The 26,646-nt window shown below is 48.3% G+C and carries 27 protein-coding genes; 10 read left to right on the forward strand and 17 right to left on the reverse strand.

Annotated elements, in window-relative coordinates; all coding sequences use genetic code 11:
- The first annotated feature begins 20 nt into the window (after positions 1-20).
- From AC1WIP_RS00295 to AC1WIP_RS00325, 7 genes are all read left to right on the forward strand, one after another.
- Positions 21-353 carry a hypothetical protein gene (locus tag AC1WIP_RS00295; protein ID WP_481139928.1) on the forward strand — a complete coding sequence of 111 codons (333 nt, stop codon included), beginning with the start codon at positions 21-23 and terminating at the stop codon, positions 351-353.
- Between the two features lie 90 nt (positions 354-443).
- The gene (locus tag AC1WIP_RS00300) at positions 444-1,316 is read left to right on the forward strand and encodes an acyl-CoA thioester hydrolase/BAAT C-terminal domain-containing protein (protein ID WP_481139929.1); all 873 of its coding nucleotides are present in this window, start codon (positions 444-446) and stop codon (positions 1,314-1,316) included.
- Positions 1,317-1,543: 227 nt separating this feature from the next.
- Complete coding sequence (locus tag AC1WIP_RS00305; protein ID WP_481139930.1) at positions 1,544-2,932, forward strand: alpha/beta hydrolase fold domain-containing protein; 1,389 nt, start codon at positions 1,544-1,546, stop codon at positions 2,930-2,932.
- 6 nt (positions 2,933-2,938) lie between these two features.
- Complete coding sequence (locus AC1WIP_RS00310; RefSeq protein ID WP_481139931.1) at positions 2,939-3,931, forward strand: aldo/keto reductase; 993 nt, start codon at positions 2,939-2,941, stop codon at positions 3,929-3,931.
- A 64-nt stretch (positions 3,932-3,995) separates the two neighbouring features.
- Positions 3,996-4,841, forward strand: a complete 846-nt coding sequence (locus AC1WIP_RS00315; RefSeq protein WP_481139932.1) for an aldo/keto reductase — start codon at positions 3,996-3,998, stop codon at positions 4,839-4,841.
- A 36-nt stretch (positions 4,842-4,877) separates the two neighbouring features.
- On the forward strand, positions 4,878-5,435 hold the full coding sequence (locus tag AC1WIP_RS00320; RefSeq protein WP_481139933.1) for a flavin reductase family protein: 558 nt from the start codon (positions 4,878-4,880) through the stop codon (positions 5,433-5,435).
- 217 nt (positions 5,436-5,652) lie between these two features.
- Complete coding sequence (locus AC1WIP_RS00325) at positions 5,653-6,153, forward strand: aldo/keto reductase (RefSeq protein WP_481139934.1); 501 nt, start codon at positions 5,653-5,655, stop codon at positions 6,151-6,153.
- Between the two features lie 160 nt (positions 6,154-6,313).
- Here AC1WIP_RS00325 and AC1WIP_RS00330 read toward each other — a convergent pair whose 3' ends face one another.
- Complete coding sequence (locus AC1WIP_RS00330) at positions 6,314-7,372, reverse strand: FAD:protein FMN transferase (RefSeq protein WP_481139935.1); 1,059 nt, start codon at positions 7,370-7,372, stop codon at positions 6,314-6,316.
- 272 nt (positions 7,373-7,644) lie between these two features.
- Between AC1WIP_RS00330 and AC1WIP_RS00335 the strand changes: the two genes are divergently transcribed.
- Positions 7,645-8,238, forward strand: coding sequence for a type IV toxin-antitoxin system AbiEi family antitoxin domain-containing protein (locus AC1WIP_RS00335; RefSeq protein ID WP_481139936.1), 594 nt, complete (start codon positions 7,645-7,647; stop codon positions 8,236-8,238).
- A gap of 36 nt (positions 8,239-8,274) precedes the next feature.
- Positions 8,275-8,745, forward strand: a complete 471-nt coding sequence (locus tag AC1WIP_RS00340) for a nucleotidyl transferase AbiEii/AbiGii toxin family protein (protein WP_481139937.1) — start codon at positions 8,275-8,277, stop codon at positions 8,743-8,745.
- Positions 8,746-8,891: 146 nt separating this feature from the next.
- Here AC1WIP_RS00340 and AC1WIP_RS00345 read toward each other — a convergent pair whose 3' ends face one another.
- From AC1WIP_RS00345 to AC1WIP_RS00395, 11 genes are all read right to left on the reverse strand, one after another.
- Positions 8,892-9,146 carry a hypothetical protein gene (locus AC1WIP_RS00345; RefSeq protein ID WP_481139938.1) on the reverse strand — a complete coding sequence of 85 codons (255 nt, stop codon included), beginning with the start codon at positions 9,144-9,146 and terminating at the stop codon, positions 8,892-8,894.
- Between the two features lie 115 nt (positions 9,147-9,261).
- The gene (locus tag AC1WIP_RS00350) at positions 9,262-10,665 is read right to left on the reverse strand and encodes a family 43 glycosylhydrolase (protein ID WP_481139939.1); all 1,404 of its coding nucleotides are present in this window, start codon (positions 10,663-10,665) and stop codon (positions 9,262-9,264) included.
- A complete protein-coding gene (locus AC1WIP_RS00355; protein ID WP_481139940.1) occupies positions 10,662-12,371 on the reverse strand; it encodes a CocE/NonD family hydrolase in 1,710 nt (569 codons plus the stop codon). The genes AC1WIP_RS00350 and AC1WIP_RS00355 overlap by 4 nt, the downstream gene beginning before the upstream one ends.
- 27 nt (positions 12,372-12,398) lie before the next feature.
- Positions 12,399-13,355: an ABC transporter ATP-binding protein gene (locus tag AC1WIP_RS00360; RefSeq protein WP_481139941.1), complete on the reverse strand. Its 957-nt coding sequence runs from the start codon at positions 13,353-13,355 to the stop codon at positions 12,399-12,401.
- A 27-nt stretch (positions 13,356-13,382) separates the two neighbouring features.
- Positions 13,383-14,366 carry an ABC transporter ATP-binding protein gene (locus AC1WIP_RS00365; RefSeq protein WP_481139942.1) on the reverse strand — a complete coding sequence of 328 codons (984 nt, stop codon included), beginning with the start codon at positions 14,364-14,366 and terminating at the stop codon, positions 13,383-13,385.
- Between the two features lie 28 nt (positions 14,367-14,394).
- Positions 14,395-15,291, reverse strand: coding sequence for an ABC transporter permease (locus AC1WIP_RS00370; RefSeq protein ID WP_481139943.1), 897 nt, complete (start codon positions 15,289-15,291; stop codon positions 14,395-14,397).
- Between the two features lie 11 nt (positions 15,292-15,302).
- Positions 15,303-16,253 carry an ABC transporter permease gene (locus tag AC1WIP_RS00375; RefSeq protein ID WP_481139944.1) on the reverse strand — a complete coding sequence of 317 codons (951 nt, stop codon included), beginning with the start codon at positions 16,251-16,253 and terminating at the stop codon, positions 15,303-15,305.
- Positions 16,254-16,327: 74 nt separating this feature from the next.
- Positions 16,328-17,959: an ABC transporter substrate-binding protein gene (locus AC1WIP_RS00380; RefSeq protein ID WP_481139945.1), complete on the reverse strand. Its 1,632-nt coding sequence runs from the start codon at positions 17,957-17,959 to the stop codon at positions 16,328-16,330.
- Positions 17,960-18,035: 76 nt separating this feature from the next.
- Positions 18,036-19,238 (reverse strand): CaiB/BaiF CoA transferase family protein, encoded by a 1,203-nt coding sequence (locus AC1WIP_RS00385; protein WP_481139946.1) that lies wholly within the window; start codon positions 19,236-19,238, stop codon positions 18,036-18,038.
- A gap of 8 nt (positions 19,239-19,246) precedes the next feature.
- Positions 19,247-19,573: an AtuA-related protein gene (locus tag AC1WIP_RS00390; protein WP_481139947.1), complete on the reverse strand. Its 327-nt coding sequence runs from the start codon at positions 19,571-19,573 to the stop codon at positions 19,247-19,249.
- 31 nt (positions 19,574-19,604) lie between these two features.
- Positions 19,605-20,981: an acyclic terpene utilization AtuA family protein gene (locus AC1WIP_RS00395; RefSeq protein WP_481139948.1), complete on the reverse strand. Its 1,377-nt coding sequence runs from the start codon at positions 20,979-20,981 to the stop codon at positions 19,605-19,607.
- A 226-nt stretch (positions 20,982-21,207) separates the two neighbouring features.
- On the opposite strand from AC1WIP_RS00395, the gene AC1WIP_RS00400 reads away from it, so the two are divergent.
- The gene (locus AC1WIP_RS00400; protein WP_481139949.1) at positions 21,208-22,230 is read left to right on the forward strand and encodes a LacI family DNA-binding transcriptional regulator; all 1,023 of its coding nucleotides are present in this window, start codon (positions 21,208-21,210) and stop codon (positions 22,228-22,230) included.
- A gap of 47 nt (positions 22,231-22,277) precedes the next feature.
- Here AC1WIP_RS00400 and AC1WIP_RS00405 read toward each other — a convergent pair whose 3' ends face one another.
- The 5 genes from AC1WIP_RS00405 to AC1WIP_RS00425 form a co-directional block, all read right to left on the reverse strand.
- The gene (locus tag AC1WIP_RS00405; RefSeq protein ID WP_481139950.1) at positions 22,278-22,769 is read right to left on the reverse strand and encodes a pyridoxamine 5'-phosphate oxidase family protein; all 492 of its coding nucleotides are present in this window, start codon (positions 22,767-22,769) and stop codon (positions 22,278-22,280) included.
- Positions 22,759-24,474, reverse strand: coding sequence for an O-antigen ligase family protein (locus AC1WIP_RS00410; RefSeq protein WP_481139951.1), 1,716 nt, complete (start codon positions 24,472-24,474; stop codon positions 22,759-22,761). The genes AC1WIP_RS00405 and AC1WIP_RS00410 overlap by 11 nt, the downstream gene beginning before the upstream one ends.
- 41 nt (positions 24,475-24,515) lie before the next feature.
- Positions 24,516-25,583, reverse strand: coding sequence for an AI-2E family transporter (locus AC1WIP_RS00415; RefSeq protein WP_481139952.1), 1,068 nt, complete (start codon positions 25,581-25,583; stop codon positions 24,516-24,518).
- A gap of 55 nt (positions 25,584-25,638) precedes the next feature.
- Positions 25,639-26,373 (reverse strand): RluA family pseudouridine synthase, encoded by a 735-nt coding sequence (locus AC1WIP_RS00420; RefSeq protein WP_481139953.1) that lies wholly within the window; start codon positions 26,371-26,373, stop codon positions 25,639-25,641.
- Positions 26,370-26,646 (reverse strand): RsmF rRNA methyltransferase first C-terminal domain-containing protein (locus AC1WIP_RS00425; RefSeq protein WP_481139954.1); only part of this gene is annotated, 277 nt, incomplete at its 5' end. The genes AC1WIP_RS00420 and AC1WIP_RS00425, both read right to left, overlap by 4 nt.

Below are 26,646 nucleotides of genomic sequence, written 5' to 3' on the forward strand. Positions count from 1 at the left end.
GCGCATAGGAGGGTACATCCATGTTTACTGTTCGTCCATATAAGGAAGAAGATGCTGCGGCCTGCGGGGATTGCTTCTACGAAGGATTCTTTTCATGCTCTGTGGATCAGAACGATAAAATACTTTTGCGTGACTACGCACAGATCCTGATTGAAAAATGCAATTTCACCTATGTTGCGGAAACGGAGGATCATCAGGTCGTAGGATTCATCTGTGGAAAATATGATAAGCGTTTCAGCAAGGCTCTGGCAGCTCAGTATGAGACAAAAAAGCACTATGGCCGTTGGTGTAAAATGTTCCTCAAGTTCTATCTGAAAAGATATAAATCTTGCAGAGGGCGCAGAAAAGTGTAATTTTTATGTATGTAAAAAGGGCTCTAAATGGGATCAAGAAAGAAAATACGAACAGCAATCAGAGCTGCAAAAACAGGGAGGGCCGGGAAAATGGAATATGTAACGGTTGCACAGAAGGGCTTCTATGGACTTTATCACGTCCCCATTAAGGATCATGATCATAAAAAGGCAGTCATTGTAGTAGGCGGCAGCGAGGGAAATGAAAACATCCCGATGAATGTAGGCGCTATGTTTGCCAGGTGCGGCATCGCCGCGTTAGGTATTTGTTACTGGAACGTAGACGGGCTGCCGAAAGAACTGGTTCGGGTGCCGATCGATCCATTTGAAAAAGCGATCCTGTGGCTGAAAAACAAAGGATATGAAAAGATTATCCTGTATGGCATTTCAAAAGGCGCTGAACTGGCTCTTCTTTGCGCTTCCCTTATGCCGGATATTTCCGGCGTTGTCGCACTTTCCCCGATGCACTGTATATGGGGAGGGATGCACGGGAATAAAGGCATGGCGTCGAAAACTTTTTCATCTGCCTCCGAATTCACATACAGGGGAAAAGATTTTCCGTGTATGACGGCGCATCTGAAATATGGGCCGTCAATCCGGAACCTCATCCTCCATCAGCAGATCGAGCTATCCTACATCTACGAGGAACCGCTGAAACATTTTGATGAGGATACAGCCATCCGTGTGGAGAACATCCGGGGAAACATTTTATTCATTTACGCAAAGGAAGATCTCATGTGGCCCAGTAAAGAGGCGGTGGCATATATGGTAAACCGCCTGGAAAAGCACCGGTTTGCTTTTCGAGTGGATGTCCTGGAATATGAAAAAGCAAGCCACATTCTTGTCCCTCTAAATCCGCCCAAGCTGAAAATGTTTAAAATTGAGAGGAAATATCCGGAAGACTGTCGGCATAGCCGTGAAGACGCTTTTCATAAAACGGTAAAATGGATATCGGAGGTGAAGTAAATCGAGTATTGTGAATATCCAGCGGGAAACCCCTTATGAGGTCTCCTGCTTTTTCTTTCCCCAAAACCAAAAGGATAGTTATAACCTATGAGTATACACTGCAAAACTTATTGAGACTTCTGCGTTTTAGGAGCAAGGCTTATAATATAGATAAGCTGAAAAGTCCAGCTGCCTATTTTTACAGGCCCGGCTGGACAGACTGAACTTACCGAAAGGAGACGCTCCCTATGAAGCGAATATTACCTGTTTTTCTCACAGCAGCGCTTTCTCTTGGACTGACTGCGTGCAGTGGGGAAAGAGACAGGCTTTCCCTCCAGGAGACCGAAGCTGCTTTCAACGAGTCGGACAATACCAATTCCGTGGAGCAAAACGAGTCTAATATTCTGATTGTCTATGTTCCCGCAAAGGACAGTACGGCTGTGGAAGAGGCTGCGGTTATCCTGAGAGATGCCCTGGGCGGCAGTCTGGAGGAGATTCCCCAGGAAACCGCTGTGGATACCAATGCTTACGAGTTTGTACTGCTTGGCTTCGAAGCGCAAAACAGCACTTTGCCGCAGGCCCTGCAGGCTTTTCTGGGAAACAGCGATTTGGGGGCCCGGACCATTTATCCTTTTGTGCTGGGAGAGGACAACGACCCAGCTGCTGTTTTCTCAGCCATTTCCCAGCTTCAGCCTGGCGCATTGCTGGGAGACAGTGCTCTGCTGTTTTCCGAAAATACACAGGAACAGGAAATGATTGACTGGGCGGAGGGTCTGGGGCTTTCTAATAATGCCCTGCTGCCGGAGACGGCAGATGGCAATACGGCAGCCACCGCCCAGGTAACGCCTCAAAAGCAGCAGGTTCTTTACCTTTGGGAGGAGGGCAATGCTCCCGCCGTAACCGAATATACCGTCAACAACAGGGGCTATTTTGACGATCCGGATTTCCGGCCCTATATCACCAGCTTTCCAGTGCCCCAGGGCACAAATATCAAGGGTGCGGTGCTCATCTGCCCCGGCGGCGCGTTTCAATTCCGCAGCGATCAGCCGGAGGGCATAGATGTGGCCGAGGCGCTGCGCGCACTGGGTTATCAGTGCTTTGTGGTAGACTACCGCCTGCGCCCCTATACTCAACAGGAGGGCGCCCTGGATTTGGCCCGGGCAGTGCGGTTTGTGCGGGCCCATGCTCAGGAATACGGTATTGACGAAAACGGCATCGTCGTAATGGGCTTTTCCGCAGGAGGAATCTTAAGCGGCGAAATGCTTTTAAATTTCGACGGCCAGGTGACCGGAGCGGCTCTGGACCCGGATTATGTGCCGGATTGGCTGGACGAGGTTTCCGCCGACGCGGCTGCCTGCGGCATGATTTATTCCTTCTATGGGCGGCTGAGCCTGGGAACCACCGACGTGGAGCTTCTCCGCGGCAGCAACCTGCCTCCTACCTTCTACTGTTACGGCACCCGCGACCCCTTCTACAGCCAATTTCTGGCAAATGCTGAGGCGGCCAGGCAGGCGGATGTATCCGTAACGGAGCTGGAGAATATGCCCCACGGCTTCGGAGCGGACGGAGGCTGGATTTCCGCGTATGATGACTGGCTCACAGAAATATTTGCCGACAGCAATATTGGAAAGGAGTAAGACAAAATGCAGACAAGAATTTTAGGAAAGGATCTGACCGTATCTGCCGTGGGTCTGGGCTGTATGGGATTTTCCCACGCCTATGGAGCGCCTACCGAGCAAAAGGAGGCCGTCAGACTGCTGCGCCGGGCGGCAGAAATGGGCTATACCTTTTTCGACACAGCGGAGGTATACGGCACTCCCGAGGATCCCCATATCAACGAATGCCTGGTGGGAGAAGCGCTGGCTCCTTATGGTGATCAGACCGTCATCTCCACCAAGTTCGGGCTGCGGTTTGATTTTGAAAGCGGAAAAGTCCCCCTCCCCCTGATTCCCGACTCAAGGCCTGAAACCATCCGAAAATCTGTGGAGGGTTCCCTTAAACGCCTGAACAGAGATCACATCGACCTGTACTTTCAGCACCGTATAGACCCTGGAGTTTCCCCGGAGGAGGTAGCAGGCGTGATGGCCGATCTCATAAAGGAAGGAAAAATCACCCATTGGGGGATTTCCGAAGCAAACGAGGAATACCTGCGCCGCGCCCACGCTGTCTGTCCTGTAACCGCAGTGCAGAACCGCTACTCTATGATGGCAAGGCATTATGAAACACTGTTTCCGGTTCTGGAAGAGCTGGGCGTAGGGCTGGTTGCCTTTTCTCCCATGGCCAACGGCTTTCTCACCGGAAGATACGGAAAAGGCGAACACTTTGACGCAAAATATGATTATCGTGCCTCCATGCCTCAGTTTACCGATGAGGCCGTGGACAAAAACCAGAGGCTCCTTTCTCTCCTAAATAGTATGGCAGAGGCAAAGAATGCCACTGCTGCTCAAATTTCCATGGCCTGGATGCTTTGCAAAAAGCCCTGGATCGTGCCTATTCCAGGCACCCGCAAAGAGGAACGGATGCAGGAAAACGCCGGGGCTGCAGATATAAAGCTTTCCCACGAGGAGGTAAAAGCTCTGGACGACGCCCTGGATACTATGGAAATGTCTGCGGTTTTCGGAGTCGCCGCAAAATAACCTTATAAGTCATAAAGCCAAAAGGCAAAGCTATAAAATAAAAAAGAAAGAAGAGGATAATTGTATGGAATTTGCAACCTTGAACAATGGAGTAAAAATGCCCATGGCAGGCATCGGCACCTTCCTGCTGACCCCAGACGAAGCGAAGGCCTCTGTTTTAAGCGCACTTCAGTGCGGCTATCGCCTGATCGACACCGCAAATGCTTATGTAAACGAGAAGGCCGTGGGACGCGCCATGAAAAAATCAGGTCTGAAGCGCGAGGAAATCTTTCTGGAGACCAAGCTTTGGCCCAGCTTTTACGAGCAGGCTGACGCCGTAGAAAAGACCTTGGAGCGTCTGGATACGGACTACATCGATCTGCTTCTCATCCACCAGCCCGCCGGAAATTATATGGCCGGGTACAGGTTGATGGAAAAGGCATACAAGGAGGGCAAGGTGAAGGCCATCGGCCTGTCCAACTTTACGGTGGAGCAGATTCAGGAAATCCTGGCCGCCTGCGAGGTAAAGCCCGCCGTGCTGCAGACCGAGGTGCATCCCTACTCCCAGGAAAAGGAGCTGAAGGAGTTTTTGGATCAAGAGGGCATCGTCATCCAGGCCTGGTACCCTCTGGGCCACGGCGATAAGGCTTTGATCGAGGAGCCGCTGTTTGGCCGGCTGGGAGAGAAATACGGCAAGAGCAACGCCCAGATCATCCTGCGCTGGCACATCCAGGACGGCAATATCGTGATCCCCGGTTCCAAAAATCCCACCCATATCAAGGACAATTTTGATTTGTTTGACTTCACACTCACCCAAGAGGAAATGGAAGAGATCGCAGCCATGGATCAGAAGAAACGCTACTACACCAGCACCCCTGAAATGCTGAAGGCATACGCGGAGATGGTGCCTGCGGTGGACGAGCAAAAATAAAGATAAAATATTCAATTTGGAGAGGAGCATTTTGCCATGCGCAAAAATTTCGGAACAAAATCCTGGTTTTATCCACTGCCGGTACTGATTATCGGCACCTACGGCGAGGACAGCACACCGGACGCCATGAACGCCGCCTGGGGCGGACTCTATGACGCGGATAAGGTAGTGCTCTGCTTAAGCTCGGGCCACAAGACCACTGAAAACATCAAGAAAAGAGGCGCTTTCACCATCAGCTTTGCGGACGCCGCCCATGTGATTCCTTCGGATTATGTGGGCATCGTCTCCGCCAATACGGAGCCGGGCAAGCTGGAAAAATCCGGCTTTCATCCGGTAAAAAGCCAGTTTGTGGACGCACCTCTCATAGAAGAGCTGCCTGTAGCCCTGGAATGCAGATTTTTAAAGGAAAATGAGGATGGAAATGTCATCGGCCAGATCGTCAACGTAAGCGCAGATGAGAGCGTTTTGGGACCGGACGGGAGTATTGATTTTACCAAATTCCGCCCTATCTCCTTTGAGCCCGCCCACAACGCCTACCATGTGCTGGGCGAAAAGGTGGGAAATGCCTTTCGGGATGGCGCTTCCCTTAGTTAGAATTAGGCGTTTGCGAAACTCGCAGACAAAGTCACGAACCTGGTCATAATAACCAAAAACGGGTTCCGAAGCAGTAGCTAGTCACTCTTATTTCGGTTATTACGCCCAGTTTCTGATACTAGGAATCGAGTTTCGCAATTACCTATTGGTTAAAATCATAGAAAGGAGATTTTCCATGATGGAAATGGAATATGTAACACTCAACAACGGAGTGTAGATGCCAAAGCTGGGCCACGGGGTATATCAGGTGTCCAACCAGGAATGTGAGCGCTGTGTGCTGGACGCCGTTTCTACAGGCTACCGTTCCATCGACACCGCTCAATCCTATGGAAACGAGGAAGCCGTGGGCAGCGCCGTTGAAAAGTGCAGTATCCCCAGACAACAGCTTTTCCTCACCACTAAAATATGGATTTCGTTTGCCGAGGGACGAAAGGATTTCTTCTCAAATCCCGTGCTCACTGAAATCGGCGCCAAATACGGCAAGTCCTCCGCCCAGACGGCCCTTCGCTTCCTTCTGCAGAGCGACGTAGTGGTGATTCCCAAATCTACTCACAAAGAGCGCATGGAGCAGAATCTGGATGTATTCGACTTTTCCTTAGAGGAAGAGGACATGGAGGCAATCCGGGCGCTGGATGAGGGCGAGAGCCTGTTCTTTAACCACTATGACCCCGCAACTGTAGAAATGCTGACCAATATGGGCAGAACCAGAAAGGTGTGACCACAAATGAAATCCTATCAGAAAAAACGCTTGGCATCCGGCTCTGCATCAGTTGCCGACTCCGGCTCTGCATCAACTGCCGGCTCCAATGTGGACTGGCGGGGCTTCCTTTGTTGGACTAAGCCGGATTGTCTCCCACCATAAATAGCCAGACAGCCCTCTACCTTCCTTCGTCCGCCTGCCCGGAAAGCACACGGACGGTTTCCGTTCTGCCCTGGTTCAAGGTAAAGGACGATGCAATTCCTTCCGTTAAGAGGATTTCATTCTCATCGGTGACCAGCAGCATCTCAAAGCCGCCGTTCTTCCGCCAGTATTCCTCCGCTTTTTCCGGTCCCATCACAAACAGAGCCGTAGAGAGCGCGTCGCACATTCTCCCCCGAGTCCCAATAATGGTAACGGACTGTAATCCGCTTTCCGCCGGATACCCTGTAGCAGGGTCTAAGATATGCCAGTAAATGTTCCCCTCATCATCCGTAAAATAATTCTCATACCCCCCGGAGGTCACTACCGCCGCATCGGTTACCTCCAGCACGCCTAAGGTGCCCTCCTCCCAGGGCGCACGGATTCCGATTCTCCAGGAGCTTCCGTCGGGCCTTGCGCCAATGGCCTGCACGTTTCCACCCAGACTGATCACTGCGGATTCCACCCCATGACGATTAAGCGCTTCCGCCACCAAATCTGCAGTATAGCCCTTTGCCACAGCACCCATATCCAGACACATTCCCTCGGGAACCGTCAGTTCCTCTCCCTCCAGCAAAATCCGGTCATAGCCAACTCTTCCAAGCAGCTCTTCTATCTCCTGGCTGGACGGAACCTGCTTGCTGTCCATGGTAAAGCCCCAGGCTGTAAGCACCGGATAGATAGTGGGCTCCAGGGCTCCGTCTGTTTTTTGTGCCATCTCCAGGGCAAAGGAAATCAGATCCGCCGTCTGGGGGCTTACCGTTACAGTACGTCCCTGGCTGTGGTTTACCTGATAAATCTCACTTCCCTCATCAGTGACGGACCAGAGCGACTCTGCATTTAAAACAACCGCTTCCGCTTCCTCCAGGGCCGCCTGAGCATTTTCCCCGTAGACAGTAAAGGTCATATAGGTATTCATGGCAAACAAAGAGCCATCCGCTTCCGTAAGCTGCGGCCTGAGGCTGCAGCCGCACAGAAGGGCGGACAGTATTACTCCAGCTAAAACAATGTTCCCTGGTCTCAAAAAGTTATGCTTCAAGAAATTTTCTCCCTTCCAGCAAAGACCGCCCAAAAGAAATTCTTCCAAAAAGGCAGTCTTTGCATGCAGCATTTTGTCAATAGAATACTACATTTCAAAATTTCTGTCTAACCTTTTCGCCGATTCATCCCTTTCTATTTCCGGTCTGCTATTCTTCAATATCCGCAAGTATAACTTCGCAGAAATCGGCCATAATAAAACCATCAAGAATATGTACAATCTTGATACCATATATTATAATAGTGTCAAGTTATGACAAGAGAGGTGATGTTATGACCGATTTAGATTCTTTGAAAAAACTTGTCAGAGAAAATGGCTATCTATATACAAAAGACGTAACCAGCGCGGGGATTCGCCGGGAACAGCTCAAAAAATATCTGGATGAAGGCAGTCTGATCCGGGAAAGCCGTGGAATCTATTCCTTTGCAGACAGTATCAATGACAAATTTGTATTGCTGCAGAGCAGATGTAAAAAAGGGATTTTCTCTTATGGAACAGCATTATATTTTCATGGCCTGTCTGACCGTTTTCCACAGATGGTTTCCATGACAGTGCCAAAGACCTATAATGTATTTTATCTAAAGGAAGAATTATTTTATGTAGAGTTCCACCGGATCAAACCGTCCTTATGGAGCATTGGAATGATGGAGATGATCTCACTGCAAGGCGGAAAAATCATGGTCTATGACAGAGAACGGTGTATCTGTGATATGATACGGAGCCGCAAACAGACAGACCCACAGGCTTTTAGCCAAGCGGTGAAAGGATATTTTGCTTCCAAAGAGCGTGACAACATCCGATTGATGGAATATGCCAGGAAATTTCACATTGAGGAAAAAGTGCAAGAGTATATGGAGATATTATGATGAAAACACCAGAACAGCTAAAAGGAGTCATCCGCAATGGATGCACAGAGTATACGAAAAGCGATCAGCGAAATTCTGGATCAGCCCGTGAATGACGAATACGAAAATTTCCGTGCTTCCATCCAAGCCACTTATGGGAAAATGAAAATACCTGTGAAGATTGACATAACAATCAGTGACGAAATTACACCAAAAGAAATCCAATTTTCTTGCCCATTCCTGTTTGATGGCCGCCGGGTAATGGTGAAAGCCTACACACAGGAAACCATACTGGCGGAAAAATACGAAACGATTATCCGAAGAAATGTAGGAAATACGCGGGCAAGAGATTTTTATGATTTACACCTTCTGTGCCGGCTATACCGGGAAAATGCAGACTGGAACCTTCTAAAACAGGCGGTTCTTGCCACAGCAAAGAAAAGAGTTTACATATCCTGCTGTCATGGAAACCATAAAAGAGTTTACGGAGAAAATGGATTTCCAGCAAGAGAGGTGAACGAAATTTAGAAATGTGCACCGGTGCTTTCAAGGCATTTTCATCTCCATACAGGGAAATCATGGGCTGAATCCTGCAGGTCAGAGTTTTATGCCGGGTTTTAGCCAAAGCCTGAAAGGCCTCCATCATCTCCTGGGATACGTTGGACAATGGAAATTCAATCATTTGGGCCCGGGATACCCCCTCCTCCATCCGAGTTTTCCCCGAAATCTATCTTCAGAATTTCCGCATCCGCATGTTTGACAATACGGCCGATAGGAAAAGCATCAAAAGAAAAACGGCCAATAAGCCCGCCAAAGACACCCCTATGGCTGTCAACACAAATGTGTGGAAAGTTTCCATCATTCTCCACCAGAATGGACAGTATAGCGTCTACATCCACCACAATCTCCTGATAGTTCAGGATTCTCACTGCTCCCATGATGACGGACAGAACAATGAAAAGAGACAGCATAGACACTGTGATAAATTTGTTTCTTTCTATCTATATTATATACTACGCCTGCAACTTTAAATAAGGTTAAAAATCAAAGCAGACATATCTCCTTTATATCCACCTTTTGATCGCCATGATACACCAGGTATAGCTCCCTGTCCTCCTTTGAAAAGCATACCTCCCCTTCCGTGTAAGACCACTCTTCAGCCGGTTCTATGAGAATTTCTGCCTTCCCTGGACCATTTATATCAGACCGCACTTCTATACAGCCTCTCCCATTTCCCCTATACCAAAGGCCAATCCTTTTGGTTTCTCTCAGGTCTATATACTTATACCCTAACAAAACACCATTTTGGATATTTGAAACAAATCTCTCTTCCCCATCATTTGTAATATAAGGAAAATCCGTCTCCTGGCTGGTTCTTCCCAGGGAAGACAAAGCTCCCATATGGCCGTTCGTCAGGTTGCAGCAAATCACAGCTGGATACTCCCCCTTGCCCGAAAGCGGACCGGGATTCATCCCACTGGTAGTAATCGTTACCTGTTTTATGCTTCCATCTGCTTCAATGCTCACCGGCTCTGCGCAGCCCTGTCTGTTGTACTGATTTGTGTGCGTGTGTCTGTGATAGAAAATATACCACTGGCCGTTTACTTCCACCAAGCCCCCATGGTTATTACCAACAGACATCAGCTTGTCCTTTTCTGTTCTTCCCTGATATCCCACATCTCCATTGCTTATTATGACACCTCCGTAGACAAAACCCTTCATAGGGCTGTCGCTGACTGCATAACATAGTTGATGCGTGTTGACAGAGGAATAAACCAGATAATACAGCCTTCCGATTTTTCTTACCGAGGGCGCCTCAAAATAAGCATTGCCTTCAAATGAAGTGCCTGCAGCATAAAGCTGGCTGGGCAGAACCACGCGAGGCCCCTCTTTTACTGTAAGCATATCCTCTTCCAGCTCAACCACACTGCAGCCCTTTAAATCAAGCCCTTTATACCGTTCCAGGTTCAGCAAAATGGGGGCAAATCCAAAGTAAAGAAAGGTACGGCCATCTTCACAAAGAACAGCCGGGTCGTAGGGTTGATTTTCCGTCATAACCCGGCCGTCTCCATAGGAAACCCGGCCAAGATATTCGTATTGTCCCGCAGGTGTATCACAGACAGCTACACTGATGTATCCCGAAAACTTGACACTATAATATAAATAGTATCTGCCATCTGCTCCTTTGCACACGTCCGGCGCATACAGGGGACTGAGGGCTTTGTTTTCAGGATCCTGCTCTTTTCTATAGATAATTCCCTCATTGGTCCAGTCCGACAAATCCTTCAAAGGAGCTGACCAGACTGTATAATCAAGCTCGCAAAATTCCTTCCCGTTTTCTTTGTCATGGCTTCCAAACACATACAGCCTGTCTCCAAACACATGAGGCTCTCCGTCTGGAATATACTCGTCAAGCGGAAGGTACGGATTCCATATCTGTTTTTTCACTCTTTCTCCTTTCCCCGAGGCACTGTCGGTATTTCCAGAAAGCTTTCTCCACCTACAAATATTGTCTGTACCGCCGTTTTCGTCTTTTCCTGAAGCGCCCACAAGCCAGCATAATTACTATGGATATTATACTGGGGAAAATCCGAGGAAGAAATATCGATCCGGATTCGGGAACCCTTTTGAAGCTGCCAGGCGATCTCCCACATTACAATTTCAACGTTCTCCTTACTGCCGCTGTGATAGCTTAAACAGCTTCCAGTTCCGTTTCTGTATCCCAGTGTTGTAATTCCTGTGCGCAGGTTATAGGCTTTTCCATCAGGCATTACCTCCATCACCTTCACTGTAAAAGCCGTATCCTCTGCACTGGTTGCTACAGACAAGTGCACACGTATCTGTCCCGAAATTTCAAGAGGCTCCCCTAATTCGTCCGATAAAAAGCTGAGAACGTCACTGCGATAATCTGGCTTAGGCTGCAGGCGGCTTCCCTGCACCTGCACACTCCGCAAAAGGGCCTCTCCCCCTACAGACTTCACCGGTTCCTCTGGATTATAAACAAAGGATACCTCTTTCTTCTTTGTTAAATCCGGATTTTTTTCTAATTTTTTCTGGCCGTTACTGTAAGAAAGATAATAGCGGCTGGGCACAGTTCTTTCTTTTTCTCCATATATCATGCTTTTCCAGCAATCTGCGCCGATAACATATTTCAAAATTTTTCCCTGGGGCTTTTCTTCTTTTTTTAAAATATGATAAAACCATTGAAAAGCCCTTCTGTCATCATCCGCATCAAAATGAAAGCAGGTCTGGCCTTCCAGACGATTTTCAAAGCTGTGGCTCCATCCTCCTATGCACAATGTGCTTTTTTTCTTGCACTCCTCGCTCAGCATGTCCCAGGTTTCCAGGGCCGAAGCAAGATGATGATCAAACCAGCCCTCTCCCACAAACAGAGGAATTGAAATCTTTTTGGGAATTTCTCTTAGCAGCTTCCAAAATCCCTTCTGCCAGTAAGCATCCTCCCTCCCTGGATTTAAAATCCACTGTCTATACCAGTCAAGCTCCCTGCCCCAAAGCTTTACATCCACACTGATTTGAGGTCGAAATTTACAGGATGCTTCATAATCCGCACTGATGGGAATTCCTGCATTTCCCATGGCCCAGGACGTCAATACATCTTGGCGGAATGCACCATTCATATAGGCGGATGTATGCCGTACTGTACCGTAATGGGTTAGATACATTGTTTTCACCTTTTCCGGTACGATGTCCGCAATCACCCATCCTGTCAAAGCAAGATAAGAAGAACCCAAAAATCCCACACTTTTTACCCATTCCTGGTCACATACCCAGTCAAGCAAGGCTTTTCCATCCTTCCGCTCATTTATGTTTGGCTCCCAGGTTCCACCGGAGCCTCCTGTGCCGCGGCAGTATTGATAAATATATCCAAAGCCTCTTTTGGCGTATTCCTCCGCTTTTGTCCTCTGGACAAACTCCATTTCAGCGTAGGGTGAACGCACTACAATTACCGGAACCGCTAAATTTGTCTCTGGTCTGTAAATCACCGTCCGAAGACCGGCCTCTTTGTCCGTCTCCAGCATAAATTCCTCCAGTTCTCTGAGACGAAATGATGCTTCCACTCCGCACTGTGCAAAGGACTCTTTCACTGCTGCTGTTTTTTTCTGCTGCTCCTTCGATAAACTGCTTTCTCTCATCCTGTTATCCTTCCTGTGGCACAGTTTTTACTCATATAAAATACATGCGGCAAAATGCCCCGGCTCTACTTCCTTCAGCGGAATATTTTCCTTTTTACAACGCTCCTTGGCATAGGGACAGCGGCTGGCAAAACGGCACCCTGGCTTTGGCTCTATAGGACTTGTCAGCTCGCCGCGCATCACCTGGGCCGAAAGCTTACGTCCCTCCAGACTGGGCACCGGCACCGCATTCAAAAGTCCCTGAGTGTATGGATGCAGGGGCTTTTCAAAAAGCTCTCTCTTTTTTGCATACTCCACGCACTGCCCCAGATACATCACCATAATTTCATGGCTGATATGCTTCACCACGCTTAAATCATGGGTGATAAATATATAGGTCAGCCCCTTTTGCTCCTGCAGATCCATTAACAGATTCAATATCTGTGCCTGGATAGAAACATCCAGCGCAGAAACTGGTTCATCGCAGACGATAAACTCCGGATTCAGTGCAAGTGCCCGGCCAATACCGATTCTCTGCCTGCGTCCTCCATCCAATTCGTGGGAAAAGCTTTCTGCATAACGGGCGCTCAAGCCCACGATATCCATAATTTCCCTTACACGTTCCTCATATTCTCTTCTGCTTCTGCAGCTTCTATGCACTTTTAGGGGTTCTCCTATCAAATCCCTCACACATTTTCTGGGATCCAGGGAGCCGGAAGGGTCCTGAAAAATCATCTGTACCCTTGTACGAAACTGCTTCAAATCCTTTCCTTTTAAATTGGTAATATCAGCTCCGTCATACAAAATCTCCCCTTCCGTAGCTTCATGGAGACGTAACAGCAGACGTCCCAGCGTAGATTTCCCACAGCCCGATTCGCCTACAACTCCTAATGTATTTCCTCTTTCAATAGCAAAGTTAACATCATCTACCGCATGCAGCATTCCCTTTGATGTCTTAAAATATTTTTTCAGTCCCTTTACTTCAATGAATACCTGATTTTCCATAGCATTTATTCCTCTCTGACGACAAAACTACTTGCTTTTTGCCGCACACGCACGACAGCATCTGATAAAGTGTCCCGGAGTCACTTCCTTCATTTCCTGCTTTTTTTTACATTCCTGGACGGCCATTTTGCAGCGGTCGGCAAATCGACAGCCCTCAATTTTTTTCGTAGGATCTGCCATCATCCCGTCAATGGCCTCCAATCTGCGGGTCTCCTCCGTAAGCTTAGGAATGGCGTTGAACAGTCCCTTTGTGTACGGGTGCAGATATTTTCCTTCAAAAATGTCTCTTACCGTTCCATATTCTATGGCCTCTCCGGCATACATTACCATAACCTTTTCACAGGTCTGGGCCACCACCCCAAGATCGTGGGTAATCAGAATCATAGCCGTATTCAGCCTTTTTTGAAGGGCATTGATTAAACCCAGCATCTGCGCCTGAATAGTCACGTCCAATGCGGTTGTAGGTTCATCTGCAAGAATCAGCTTTGGCTCGCAGGCCAGAGCCATTGCTATGACAATCCTCTGCTTCATTCCACCGGAAAATTCATGTGGATATTCATTCTTGCGGTTAGCCGGAATGCCTACCAGCTCCATCATTTCATCCACCCGCTCACTCAGCGCAGCGTGATCCATGGAAACATTGTGCATCCTCAAAACCTCCATGATCTGATCCCCCACTGTCATCACAGGATTTAGAGCAGACATGGGATCTTGAAAAATCATAGACACTGTGCTTCCCCGCAGGTTCCTCAGCTTCTCCTCTCCAAGGTTTCGCATGTCATTACCGTCCAGTAAAATGCTGCCGGACGTAATAGTTCCAATTCCTTCCGGCAAAAGAGAAATGATGCTGAGCGCTGTCGTGGTTTTTCCTGCACCTGTTTCTCCTACAATGCCCAGTGTTTCTCCATACCCTAAGGATAGGTCTAATCCGTCCACAGCATATACCGTTGCAATTTCTGTATTATATTCTACGCTCAGGTTCTTAATTTCCAATAATTTTTTCTCTGCCATGATACTTTCCTTTCCATATTTCTCTGCCTTATCTTCTCTTGATTCTCTTTTTGCCCCCGAGCGTCCCCCGCAGCTTAGGATCCATGGCATCCCGCAATGCGTCTCCCACCATATTAAAGCACAGCACCAGAATCATAATGTAAACACCTGGGGCAATGGCAATGATCGGATTTATGGACAAATATCTGTAGCCGTCGCTGACCATGCCCCCCAGACTGGGAGTTGGCGGGTTAATGCCCATCCCAAGAAAGCTCAAAGAGGCCTCGCTTAAAATAGCCACACCTAGATTAGAGGTCATCAGCACTATATTTGCAGAAAGGCAGTTTGGCAGTACATGTACTATCGTGTTGCGAACAGCGGATGCCCCGCTTAAAATTCCAGCTGTCACATAATCCGCCTTCCGTATACTCAGCACCTGTCCCCGTGTTACCCGGGCATAATTTGGGATCAGCACGATTCCAATTGCCAGACAAATATTTCCCAGCCCCTGTCCAAAGATAGCGCCCAGAAACATAGACATAATAATCATGGGAATTGCCATCATGGCATCCATCACCCGCATGATAATCGTATCCACAATGCCGCCGCTCATTCCGGCAATCAGTCCCAGTGCCATGCCAAGCATACTGGCAATCAGCACCGCCACGATTCCTACAATAAAGGATACTCTGCTGCCAAAAATCATTCTGCTTAAAACATCTCTGCCATTTCCATCCGTTCCCAGCGGATGAGCAGCCGATGATCCTTGCAGAACGCTTCTTAAATTGTCCTCGTTTGGTTCATAAGGTGCAGCCAGAGGAGCAAAAACTGCCGCCAGCATCATCAGCACCAAAACAATCATACAAAGGACAATTGTCCTTCGGGAAAAAAGCACCTTTAGGATTCGGGAATTCTTCCACCTGTTGTTTTTCTTAATCTTTGACATATGTGTTCCTCCTACCGCGTTCTGGGATCAATGATTCCATATAAAATATCAACAGCAAGATTGCATAATGCCACAAAAACTGCAATGACAAGCACACCATTTGCCACTACCATATAATCTCTGCTGTTGATAGAGGTAATCATCAGATTACCCAGACCGGGAATCACAAATAAACTCTCAATCAATACCGTGCCTCCTACCATTCCTCCAAGGCGGTTTCCCATCACTGTTACAATGGGAATCAGGGCGTTTCTCAGCTGATGCTTCACAATAATAGTCTTTTTATCCACACCCTTTGCCTTTGCAGTTGTAACATAATCCTGCCGAATCACCTCCAGCATGGAGGATCTGGTCTGACGCATAAACTGTGCCACAACTCCTGCACTCAGCGTCAGCACAGGTAATATCAGATGCTGTATCCACTCGCCTACGCCATTGCTTATCCTCGTGTATCCAGACGTGGGCAGAATCCCAAGCTGCAGACCAACCACCAGCATCAACACAATGCCCAGCCAGAAAACGGGCATAGATACACCAATATTAGCAAAGAAAGAAACGATCGTATCGATCCATTTTCCCCGGTTCTGGGCCGCTGCAATTCCAAGCAGAATTCCCACCACTACCGCTATGATAAAGGCCGGTATCACAACAGAAAGGGTTGTCAGAAAACGGGGGAATATAACCTCTGAAATTTCCCGCTGGTAGCTGATGGAAAGCCCCATTGTCCCGTGGAACAAGCCGCTGATCCATTTGAAATATTGGACGATCACCGGCTGATCATACCCATAAAGCTGCGTATAATACGCAATCTGCTCCTCCGTTGCGGACGCTCCCAAGAAATTGGTGACAGCGTCTCCTGGAACCATCTGTATCAGCATAAATACAATCAATGTGACCAAAAAAATGGTAACACAGGACTGTATAATACGCCGACCTATCATTTTCAATATCTTATTTCTCATGTTCTTCTCCTTTAACAAGCAATCCGGTATATCCAAATGGGGTCAGCCAATTCAGATACACCGGATACCGTCAGTTACTGATCCAGCCAGCAATCCCACACATTCCAGGTGGACACATGTGCCATTGAAGCCTTGTCGTCTTTCACATAATCATATTTAAAATACACGGTTGCCCCGATATATAGAGGTCTTCCGAAAAGCGCCAATCCGGTCTCCGCATCATAAATCAGTTCCTGCATATCCTTTGACAGAGCGATCTTTGTCTCTTCATCTGCTTCCCCACGGATCTGCGCCAGCAGATCCATTGCTTCCTGGGGATGCTGGATTCCTTTGGCATAAAACGCTCCGTCCACATCCAGATGACGGCCCATATAAAGCCCCAGATCAGGGGAAATGGAAGCAAAATGCACCATCAATCCTTCCCATGTCCCTGTGCTGTAAAGCTCTGTCTGGGTAGCCGGGTCAACCTGGATAATTTCACAGTTGATTCCAACCTCACCCAGCATATTTGCCGCCGATGTCAGGATATCTCTTGTAAGCGTTGAACAGTAAAGCTTTGTGTCAAATCCATCCGGGTATCCTGCTTCTGCCAGCAGCTCCCGTGCCCTGTCCGGATCATAGGTATAATGATTAATGTCATTGTTATACAAAAAGGAGTCCTTTGTAGCCCATTGATCCGTGGTTTCCGTAGTGTTAAACATAAAGGCCTCTATCAGCAGATCTACATCAAGAGCATAGCACAGCGCCCTTCTGACCCTTTCATCCGCCCAGGGGGAATCCGGATCCGCGCTGTTGGGAATCAGACCATTGGCAACAAGGCCCTGCCCAGATGTATTTCTCTCTGCCACCACACCGGATAAGGCATTCAATTCTGTTATAACGGTGGGATTATTCTGAATCAGCATCATATCGTACTCGCCCGCCCTAAAGGCTGTGGTCATGGTTGTGGGCTCTGTTACAATAGTGATTTCCACCGCGTCCAGATAAGGCTTGCCCTCCTGCCAGTAGTTTTCATTTTTCTCGTATCTGTAAAATACATTGTTCTCAAACTCTGTCAGCTGGAACGCGCCGGTTCCGCAGGTGCCGGATTCCAAAACGCTGGGATCCTCCAATGCTGCAGGCGACATATAATAAACGAAGAAGCCGATTGACTCCACGCTGGAAGAATTCATTTCGTTGAGCACCATCTTGATATGGGTGTCGTCTATAATTTCACAGCTCTTAATGTTACTGGTCTCTGTTCTTGCTGCCTCCTGGTATTCAGCTATGTTTGCCGCCACTGCCTCTGCATTGAATTCCGTTCCGTCGGCAAATGTTACGCCTTCTCTCAATGTCCAGGTAATGCTGGGTTCCTCCGCATCCACCACCCATTCGGTGGCCAGCCTTGGAATAATATTCCCTTCTTCGTCAAAATACGTCAGAGATTCATATGCAGTGTTCAAATACAGCAGAGAGTTATTATCCGTTGCCGTAGGGGTATACCCTGGTGATGCACAGCCGTTTGGGGTTGCAAAGCGAAGGGTTCCTCCATATACAGGCTCACCCTCCTGTACTGTTTCCTCTGCTTCTTCTCCGGCTCCCGCTGCCTCATCACTTGCGGCCCCCGATGCCGGAGTGTCTCCGCCATTATCGGTGCTCCCACACCCGGCTGTCACTCCTGCAAGCATGGTTACTGCCAAAACAATCGCTAACAGTCTCTTCTTCATTTTTGTCCTCCTTCTCAGTCATCTTATCTGTACCATTTGCAGCACTGATTTCATTTTAATCCCAATAAAGCCTGTATCAAATGACATCTTTTTCCTTCAACTGCTGTATTTCCTGCTCGCTCATTCCAAGACAGCCCTTGAATACAAAAAGATTATCCTCGCCCAGCGTAGGGGAAGGTTTTCTGACAACATTTACTTTTGTTTCTTCCAATTTCACCGGATTCCCATTTAAGACAATCGGGCCCATGACAGGATGTGTGGTATGCACAATCATTTCCCTGTCCTGTGCGATATGTTTATTGTGGAAAATATCCTCCAGGTCAAAAATGGGACCTGCAGGAATCCCTGCCGCCAAAACAATGTCTGTTACCTCCTCCACCGTTTTGGTGCTTGTCCATTCTTCAAAATATTCTTTGATCTCCTCATTGTGCTCCACCCGCAAAGGAACCGTCAGAAATCGTTCATCCGTAATCAGCTCCGGCCTTTGAATGATATCTCTGCAAAATTTTTCATACAGCTTTTGGTTGCCGCAGCCTATCACCACATATCCGTCCTTTGCCTGATATGTATCGTAAGGGGCGATCGCCTCATATGTGTTTCCCCGGCGCTTTGGCACCTTTCCCGATACAAAATATCTCTGGACCGCCTGTTCCAGGCTCGCCACAACGCAGTCCGTTAAAGCCACATCCACACGCTGTCCTCTTCCAGTAATGTTTCTTGCATTTACTGCAGCCAATACGCCGACCGTCAAATTCAGCCCACCCAGGATATCTCCCATGGCATTGCCCGAACGGGTAGGCGGATCTCCTTTCTGCCCGGTAATACTCATAAGCCCTCCCATTGCCTGGGCTATGATATCATATCCGGGCCGGTCTTTATAGCACCCATAGGAGCCAAACCCGCTGACAGCGCCATAAATCAGTCTCGGGTTGATTTTCTTTAAAGCATCATACCCCAATCCCAGCCTGTCCATGACGCCCGGCCTGAAATTCTCAATAAGAATGTCTGCCTTTTTTGCCAGCTTTTTTAAAATTTTTTTTCCTTCCTCTGTTTTCATGTTCAGAGTAATCCCGTATTTGTTTCTGTTCAGATTTGAATAGTATAGGCTTTCCCCATTGATATGCGGCGCATATGCCCTTGCATCATCCCCCTTTCCCGGAATTTCCACCTTGATCACCGTAGCTCCCATATCAGCAAGCATTGCTCCGCAGAAGGGTCCGGCGATCACCCTGCACAAATCCAGTACAATCAGATTTTCCAATGCTCCATGCTCTGTCATTTTCCACCTCAAAGTTCATCTTCATCTACATTGATTTTCATCCGTAAAAAAGCGCTTCCCATGGACTTTCCAAGACTGTCCAGTCTGAGGGAATGGGTGGCCCCTCCGCCAAGGGCATGCTTCATTACAAAATTGAATCCATCAAGGGAAGGCACCTCATACCTTGTTACCGTCCCCTTTACCATATCCCCAAAATACTTTTTTACCTTCTCCGGCGTCACCTCACGTTCTATAATTTTGTAATACTCTGGTTTTCTGGCAAACACACATACATTGCTGGTGTCACCCTTATCTCCGCTTCTTCCATGAGCGATCTGGTTCAAATAAATCTGCATTTTCGTCCTCATTTCTGCGCTGTCTTTCACGCTATTGCTCCCGCCCAACCCTAAGAATATGGCTCTCCAGCTTGACTGCATCTCTTGGAACCAGCGCCGGCCACAGCCCGATTACCTCCTGAACCTTCGGCCTTCCGCCAAAAAAGCTGGCGCCTGGCGGTCCGTTCAGCTGCAAGGGAGCAATCTCCGGCACAAGCTTATACGCCTCTTCTTTTTTCACTGTCCGGACTGCAATTCTCAAAACCACCTCATTTACATCCTTCAGCTTTTTCTCGTCCATATCGGCTACTCCCAGATGCAAGGCGTTTACTCCTATGTAATCGACTCTGACTTCCTCTGCCTGCAGTCCTTTTCTTTTCATTTTCTTTTTGATGATATCTGCTGCATACTGTGCTTTTTCATATGCGTCAGGCCATGCAAAGCTGAGCATTCCCACCACCTTATATCCCGCGTGGTAGCCCATAGATACCTTCAACATCTCAGGCCGCTTCTTTCCCTTGATATTTTTTACCCTCACACGGTTTTCCCCAATCTGTGTTAAGGAAGCCTGACTGATATCCACCGTCACATCCGGCGTAATATAATTTGCCGGATCGTGCACCTCATACAAAAACTGCTCCTTGCAGGATTGCTCACAGATGATTCCTCCACAGTCCGGCGCCTTGGTAATCACAAAATCGTCCTTCGTTACCTCTGCAATCGGAAATCCAAGCTCATCCATTCTCGGAACGTCCCGCCATCCATAGTCATAATTTCCGCCAGCTCCCTGACCGCCGCATTCTAACAAATGTCCGGCCATAATGCCTCTTGCCAGATTATTCCAATCGTCTGCCTCCCAGCCTAATTCATACATACAAGGGGCCAGAAACAGTGCGGAATCTGTGGAGCGTCCCGTAATAACCATGTCAGCCCCCTGCTTTAGGCAATCCAAAATGGGCTCATGCCCAAAATAGACATTGGCATTATAAATTTTATCCTTTACCTCCTCAAAGCTGCCCGTATCGTCCATATTGTCAAACGTAACCCCCTGCCGCAGCAGCTCTGGAATCTGTGCTGAAATTTCATCGCCTGTCACATACCCGATTTTCATGTCATAAAGCTTCTGCTCCCTTGCCTGAGCCGCCAGCACATCCACCATTCCCTTAATGTTCATTCCTCCGGCATTGGTGAGAACCTTAATGTTTTTTTCATAGGCCTCCCGGCCACATTCCTTCATCATGCCAATAAAGTCTCCGGCATAACCGGCCTGGGGATTTTTCAGCTTTTGCCTTGCCATGATAGAAAGCGTAAGCTCTGCAAGGTAGTCGCACGCCATATAATTGATATTGCTGTGCCTTACCATATGTACGGCGGCATCATTGCTGTCTCCCCAAAAGCCTTGGCCGCCGCCGATTATTACTTTTTCCATTTTTCCTCCTCGTCGCTTTAATTTCACGCATAGACTAGTCAATCGTTTTACTATATCGTTGTACTAATGATATAGCAACATTTGATTTCTGTCAATTATGCTTTTTTGACATTATTTTTTGTGCTTTTTTGGTCAAAAATCCCATTGCATTTTTAAGTAAAACGTTGTACAATGCTTGGAAATATAATTTTTTACATTTACCATATTATTATTAAAGGGGAAAATTATGGTTACCATAAAGACAATTGCAGAAAAGGCCAAAGTCTCTCCCAGCACAGTCTCCATTATTTTAAATGGGAAAGAAAGGGAAAGAAAAATATCGCCTGAAACAGTAAAAAGAGTCCGCCAGATTATAGCGGACTGCGGCTACAAGCCAAATGTGCAGGCCGTAAATCTGCGGACTGCAAGAAACAGCTTTGACTATCGTATTCTGATTTTTTGGATTGCAGATTCCCGGGCGGATTCCATGATCCGTTTCTTTAAAAGTATAGAAGCAGAGATTCTCCATCAGGACTATTCCTGTGAAATCCTGCTTAGTCCCTATAAAGGCGGACACTTAAAAGAAGCAATGGCCGAGGATTTAATCGTATCCTGCCACGGTATCATTATCTGCAATGCAACCGAGGAGGATTTGGAATTTCTGGACAACTCTTCCTTTCCAAGGCCCATTGTTCTTTATAACCGTTATTCCAAAAAATACTCTGCAGTTACCATGGACGACAGAACCATAGGCACTATACCAGCCGATGTTCTCGCTTCACACGGTGCCAGGAAACCAGCCATTATCTCAAGTCCCATCACCTTCAACGGCATGCTGCTGCGCATTAATCTTTTCTCCTATATCTGCATGGAGCACGGTATGCAGGAGCCTTGGATTTATTATAACGAAAATTCTAAGCGCGGCGGCTATGAAGCCACACAACGGCTTTTACGGGAGCATCCTGATGTGGATTCTATCTTCTTTCTGGGCGATACACTGGCGTTAGGGTCTCTTCGGGCATTTTATGAAAGCAAAATACAAATACCTTCGCAATTAAAGTTTATTGCCGTTGGCAGCAGCGTACTGGATCAATGTGAAGTGAGCTACCCTTCTGTTTCCATTGTCTACCTTCCCATTGAAGACGTAGCTGTGGAGTGTCTCCATTGTCTATACCGGCTGATGAACCATCAGGAAACAGAGAGGCAGTCCATCAGCCTTCCTGTGACCTACATTCCACGGGAAAGCTGTCCTGAGCTGAAGCCTACATAAGAAAGAGATGAAGCAGCTAAAAGAAAAGCTGGAATATGACAGCATGCTTATCGTTTTTCCCTTACCAGCTCAATACACTCCTTCCCCGTGATATGCTCCACTGTCATTTCCAGCATACACAAGGGCTTCCAGTCCTTTTCAATGTAAGCCTCCCTGTTCTGCCGCGTATCCTTTGGCGCATACTTAAGGGCCAGCTTTTCAATGGCCTTTCGCTTCTCATCGTCCTCCTCCAAGATGCGGATGGTTCCAAAGACGATCACACTGCGGAACAATGTGGTGTATTTCTCGGGAAGCACCTGATCCTGCCCGATCACACAAAAGGACGCCTTGGGACTTCTCCTGACCGCATCCAGCTTATGTCCGCTTTGGGCACAGTGAAAATAAAGCCTGTCCCCGTCGTAAACATAGCTGATAGGCACTGCATAAGGGTAATCCTCATCGCCGGACAAGGCAAGCACGCCGGAGGTTCCCTCATCTAAAATCTGGCGGCTTTCCTCCATGGATAACTGCTGTTTTTTTCTTCTCATTTCACGAAACATTTATTTTCCTCCTCTGATAAGCCTCCCCTATCCCGAAAATCACAAACATGGTGGATACGTTCATAGCCTGCTGGAAGCTGAACATATTGTTTACGGTGTAGGCCAGCAGGCAGAAGCCCGCTGCGGCTGTTATGTAGTTTCTATCCCTTTGTCTGATATATCTGACTATGGCGCTGACAATCATGCCCACATAGGCTGCTGCTCCCGCCACGCCCGTATTTACCAGAACTGTAAGCCACTCATTATGGGCGTTTGTAAGTCTGGCCTCCCCAAACCGTTCCCTCACCAAGGAAAGCAGCTCTCCGCTCCCGTTTCCATACAGATAGGCCGCCATACAGTCCGGTCCCACTCCAATCAGCCTGTGCAGGAAATCCTGTTCCAAAAAGCACATAAGTCCCGCTTTCCAGGTGGCTCCTCTGTTGCTGCCCCAGGCGGGGGAGAAGGTAAAAGCGCTGATCTTTGACAGCGGGCCGATGCTTCCGGGATAAAGCGTATTCACACAGATCAATGCACCGATGACCGCCGCCAAAAAAAGAATCCCGATACACATTCCCCGGACCAGCCCCATTGCCAGTCTCTCCGGATAATCCTTCTTCTTTCTTATCCAGACAATGCCCAGACAGACAAGCGCCGACACTGCTGTCATAACAATAGGCAGAGGGCTTCCTGTCAAAAGCTCCGAGACTGTGTCAGAATAAGTCATGCTGTCGGGAAACACCCGGCGTATACAAAAAATGATAAGGCAGACGGAAGAAAAAAGCAGCAAAATCAGCCAGAGCTGCTGTATTCTCTCCCCCCTTGGCGCGGACAGCCACAAAAGCACAAGCACCACTGCTGCCAGCGACACCATACCGCTGCTGCTGCCCTGGGTGGCCAGGGTTGCAAACCCTGCCGCCACATATGCGCCAAACAAAGCTCTCTGCCAGGGCTTTGGGGCCGCCTGCTGCCACAGCAGGAACACACCTCCGAAGAATACCGAGACCAGATACCCGCAGTACCAGTTGATATTTCCTATGGTAGAGATAAACTGAACGTTTTTCACCTGCATATCCAGTGGATAAATGCCGAAGCGGTTTAGAAAGCCCAAAAGAAATACTGCCCCGGACACCGGGAAAACCAGAAAAAACAACTCCTTTCTGGGGTTCCACAGTCTGGACAGGAAAAAATAAATGCAAAGCAGCATAAGCTGGGGATACAATCCCATAAACCACCAATCCTCCCCCCACAGGGCAGTGTCCCGATACCGTGAGCAGGCGTAGGAGACAAGCAGGACAATCCCGTATAAAAGGGCGAATCCATCTGTCAGGGACAAGCTCTTTTTCAGGCCTTCCCAAAGGCTTTCCCCCTCTTGCTCTGTCTCCTTCTTTTTTGCTCTGCCCCTTTGGAGGCTTTCTATCAGCGAAGCTGCCAGATAACACAAAAGAAGGGGAAAAAGCAGCCTTCCGGCCATAACGCTGACCTGATTAAAAAAGGTGGATTTGTCCGTTCCGATATGAGAATAGCCCTCCTCCTGATAAAAGGGAAGTACGCCCAGTATCAAAAGGATATAAAAACATAGAATATAATGAATTACCTGCTGAAAAAATTTCTTTACGGAAAGGGCTGCTGACTCTGTTTCCCTGGACTTACGGATAAGGCGGCTCATAATTTCCTCCGTTGTTGTTTTATGGTCCTGGAAGCTGTTTGTCCCGGACGCTTCTATCATAGCCCATTCCCCTTCTTTCGTCAAATTTTACAGGTGCGTTTCTACTCCCGGGTAAGTACGCCCTCCTTTGCCTCCATTCTCCTTCGAATGCTCAGATAAGTCTGGTAAATCAAAATAAATCCAAGAGGGCCCTTGATGATTCCCCAGATGCCAAAGAGACCGATTCCAGCGTACAGGGAGATCAGCACCGCAATAGGCGTTACCCCGATGCGCTTCCCAATCAGCCGGGGTTCCAGAAATTCCCGTAAAAATACGCAGACCACATAAAGCGCGATGCAAAGAGCCGCCCTGCCAAAGCTTCCGTAAAAAAGCTGGAGCAGGGCCAGGGGAATCAATACAATTCCCGTTCCCACAAAGGGGAGCGCGTCCAGAATACCCGCCAAAAGCCCCCAGAGCACTCCATGGCGGACGCCCCCGATTCCAAGGCCCAGGGCGCACACCGCCCCGATCACGCTCATGATAATCACCTGGGCTTTCACAAAGGTGGCGATATACCGGATAATGCCGCAGATCACCTCCAACAGCACATGGCATTCCTCCCTGTCTAAAAGCTTGTTCATAATGTCATCATAGTCCCTGGCCAACAGTACCGCTGCAATGAGAAAGGTCATCAAAAATCCGCCAAAAGCCCCCGCAGCCTTCACATACTCCCAGGACTGGGACAGCATTCCCGGCACGGTTTCCAGCTGAAAATAATCGATTCCATCCTGGATACGGCTTAAAATGGTGTCCTCCAGATAAACGCTGTCCACGCCGATCATGCCGCCCACTGTGTCACAGACCCTGTGCACAATCACCTGAAGCTCCCCGTACAAGGTATCCAGTCCCTCAATCCAGCCCGGCAGACTTCCCACAATCCAGGAAAATAAAATCCAGACCAATGTCACTAAAATGACACCAGCCACCAGCAAAAGAAGGATTGCGCCAATCTGTCTGTGGATATGCAGTTTTTCCTGCATTTTTTTCATAGTGGGCCCAAAAATTGTGACAAAAAGCATGGCTATGAGAACCGGAGCAATCAAAGGGGTGATATACTCCAGGAAAAAATATACGGCTCCCGTCAAAAGAAGCAGCAGCGCCACTTTATTGTTCTTCCATCTGCTTAACATACCATACTGTCCCTTCACCTTTTTCTAAGAATTAGTATGGTATTTTTGCCCGGAATTATAAGCGTCTGTCCGTATCCGTTTCTATTTCAAAAAAAGAAAAGGCTTGTCCTGTGGGCCTGATCTGAAAGTGCATGGGCCTTTTATCCACCGGATGGCGCAGGCTGATATCAAAGGCGCAGAGGGCGGCGCTTCCAATGCCCAGCTTCTCCGCCGCCTGAAACGACTCTCTATTTCCATATTTCACATCTCCCAGAAGGGGCATCCCGGCATGGGCCATCTGGGCCCGTATCTGGTGAAAGCGTCCCGTTTCAATGGAAATTTCCGCCAGAGAAAGCTGGCAGTCTTCAAAAAATACCTTCTGGCAGATACGATAATGCAAAACCGCCCGCTTAGCCTCCTTGAAATGGAAATCTGCAGGTGGCAAAATCTGCGCCCTTTGATTTTTGTCCTTATACAGATAATCCACCAATTCCCCCTGGTCATTGGGCGGTTGTCCACAGATCACGGCATAATATCGCTTTTTCAGCTCCCCCCTGGCAAGCTGCCCTGCAAGGGCCGCCGCAGCCTCCCTGGTTTTGGCAAAAACCAAAAGCCCCTCCACTGGCTGATCCAGCCGGTGGATGATTCCCAGATAGGGCTCATCCTTCCCTTTCCTTCCTCTGTCCGCCAAAGCATTTTTCAGCTCGCTTACCACGTCCGGCTTTCCGATGGCGGCAGTCTGAACTGCAAGCCCTGAGGGCTTTCTCACAATCAGCAATGCCTGGTCCTGATAAAGAATCTCTGTTTTCATTTTCTAAGCCCCTTTGGATAATGATTTTTCATAATGCCTCCTGCAAGCTTTCCCCAGCCCATGCTGCAGCCGTCCACACAGATCAGATACCAGCCCTTTTCCCCCGATGCGGGAAAGGTCTGTCCGCTTAAGTAAGCCCTTGCCTGAGGATCCTCTGCATCCAGGTTCCACACATGAACAGCCTCCCAAGGGGACAGGGCCAGCGCCAGGGCATGGGAGGGCTCAAAGCGGTTCTTTTTTAAGGTTCCCAGATGCAGGCCGGGCCTTAAAACC

The organism is Acetatifactor sp., from assembly GCF_982438285.1.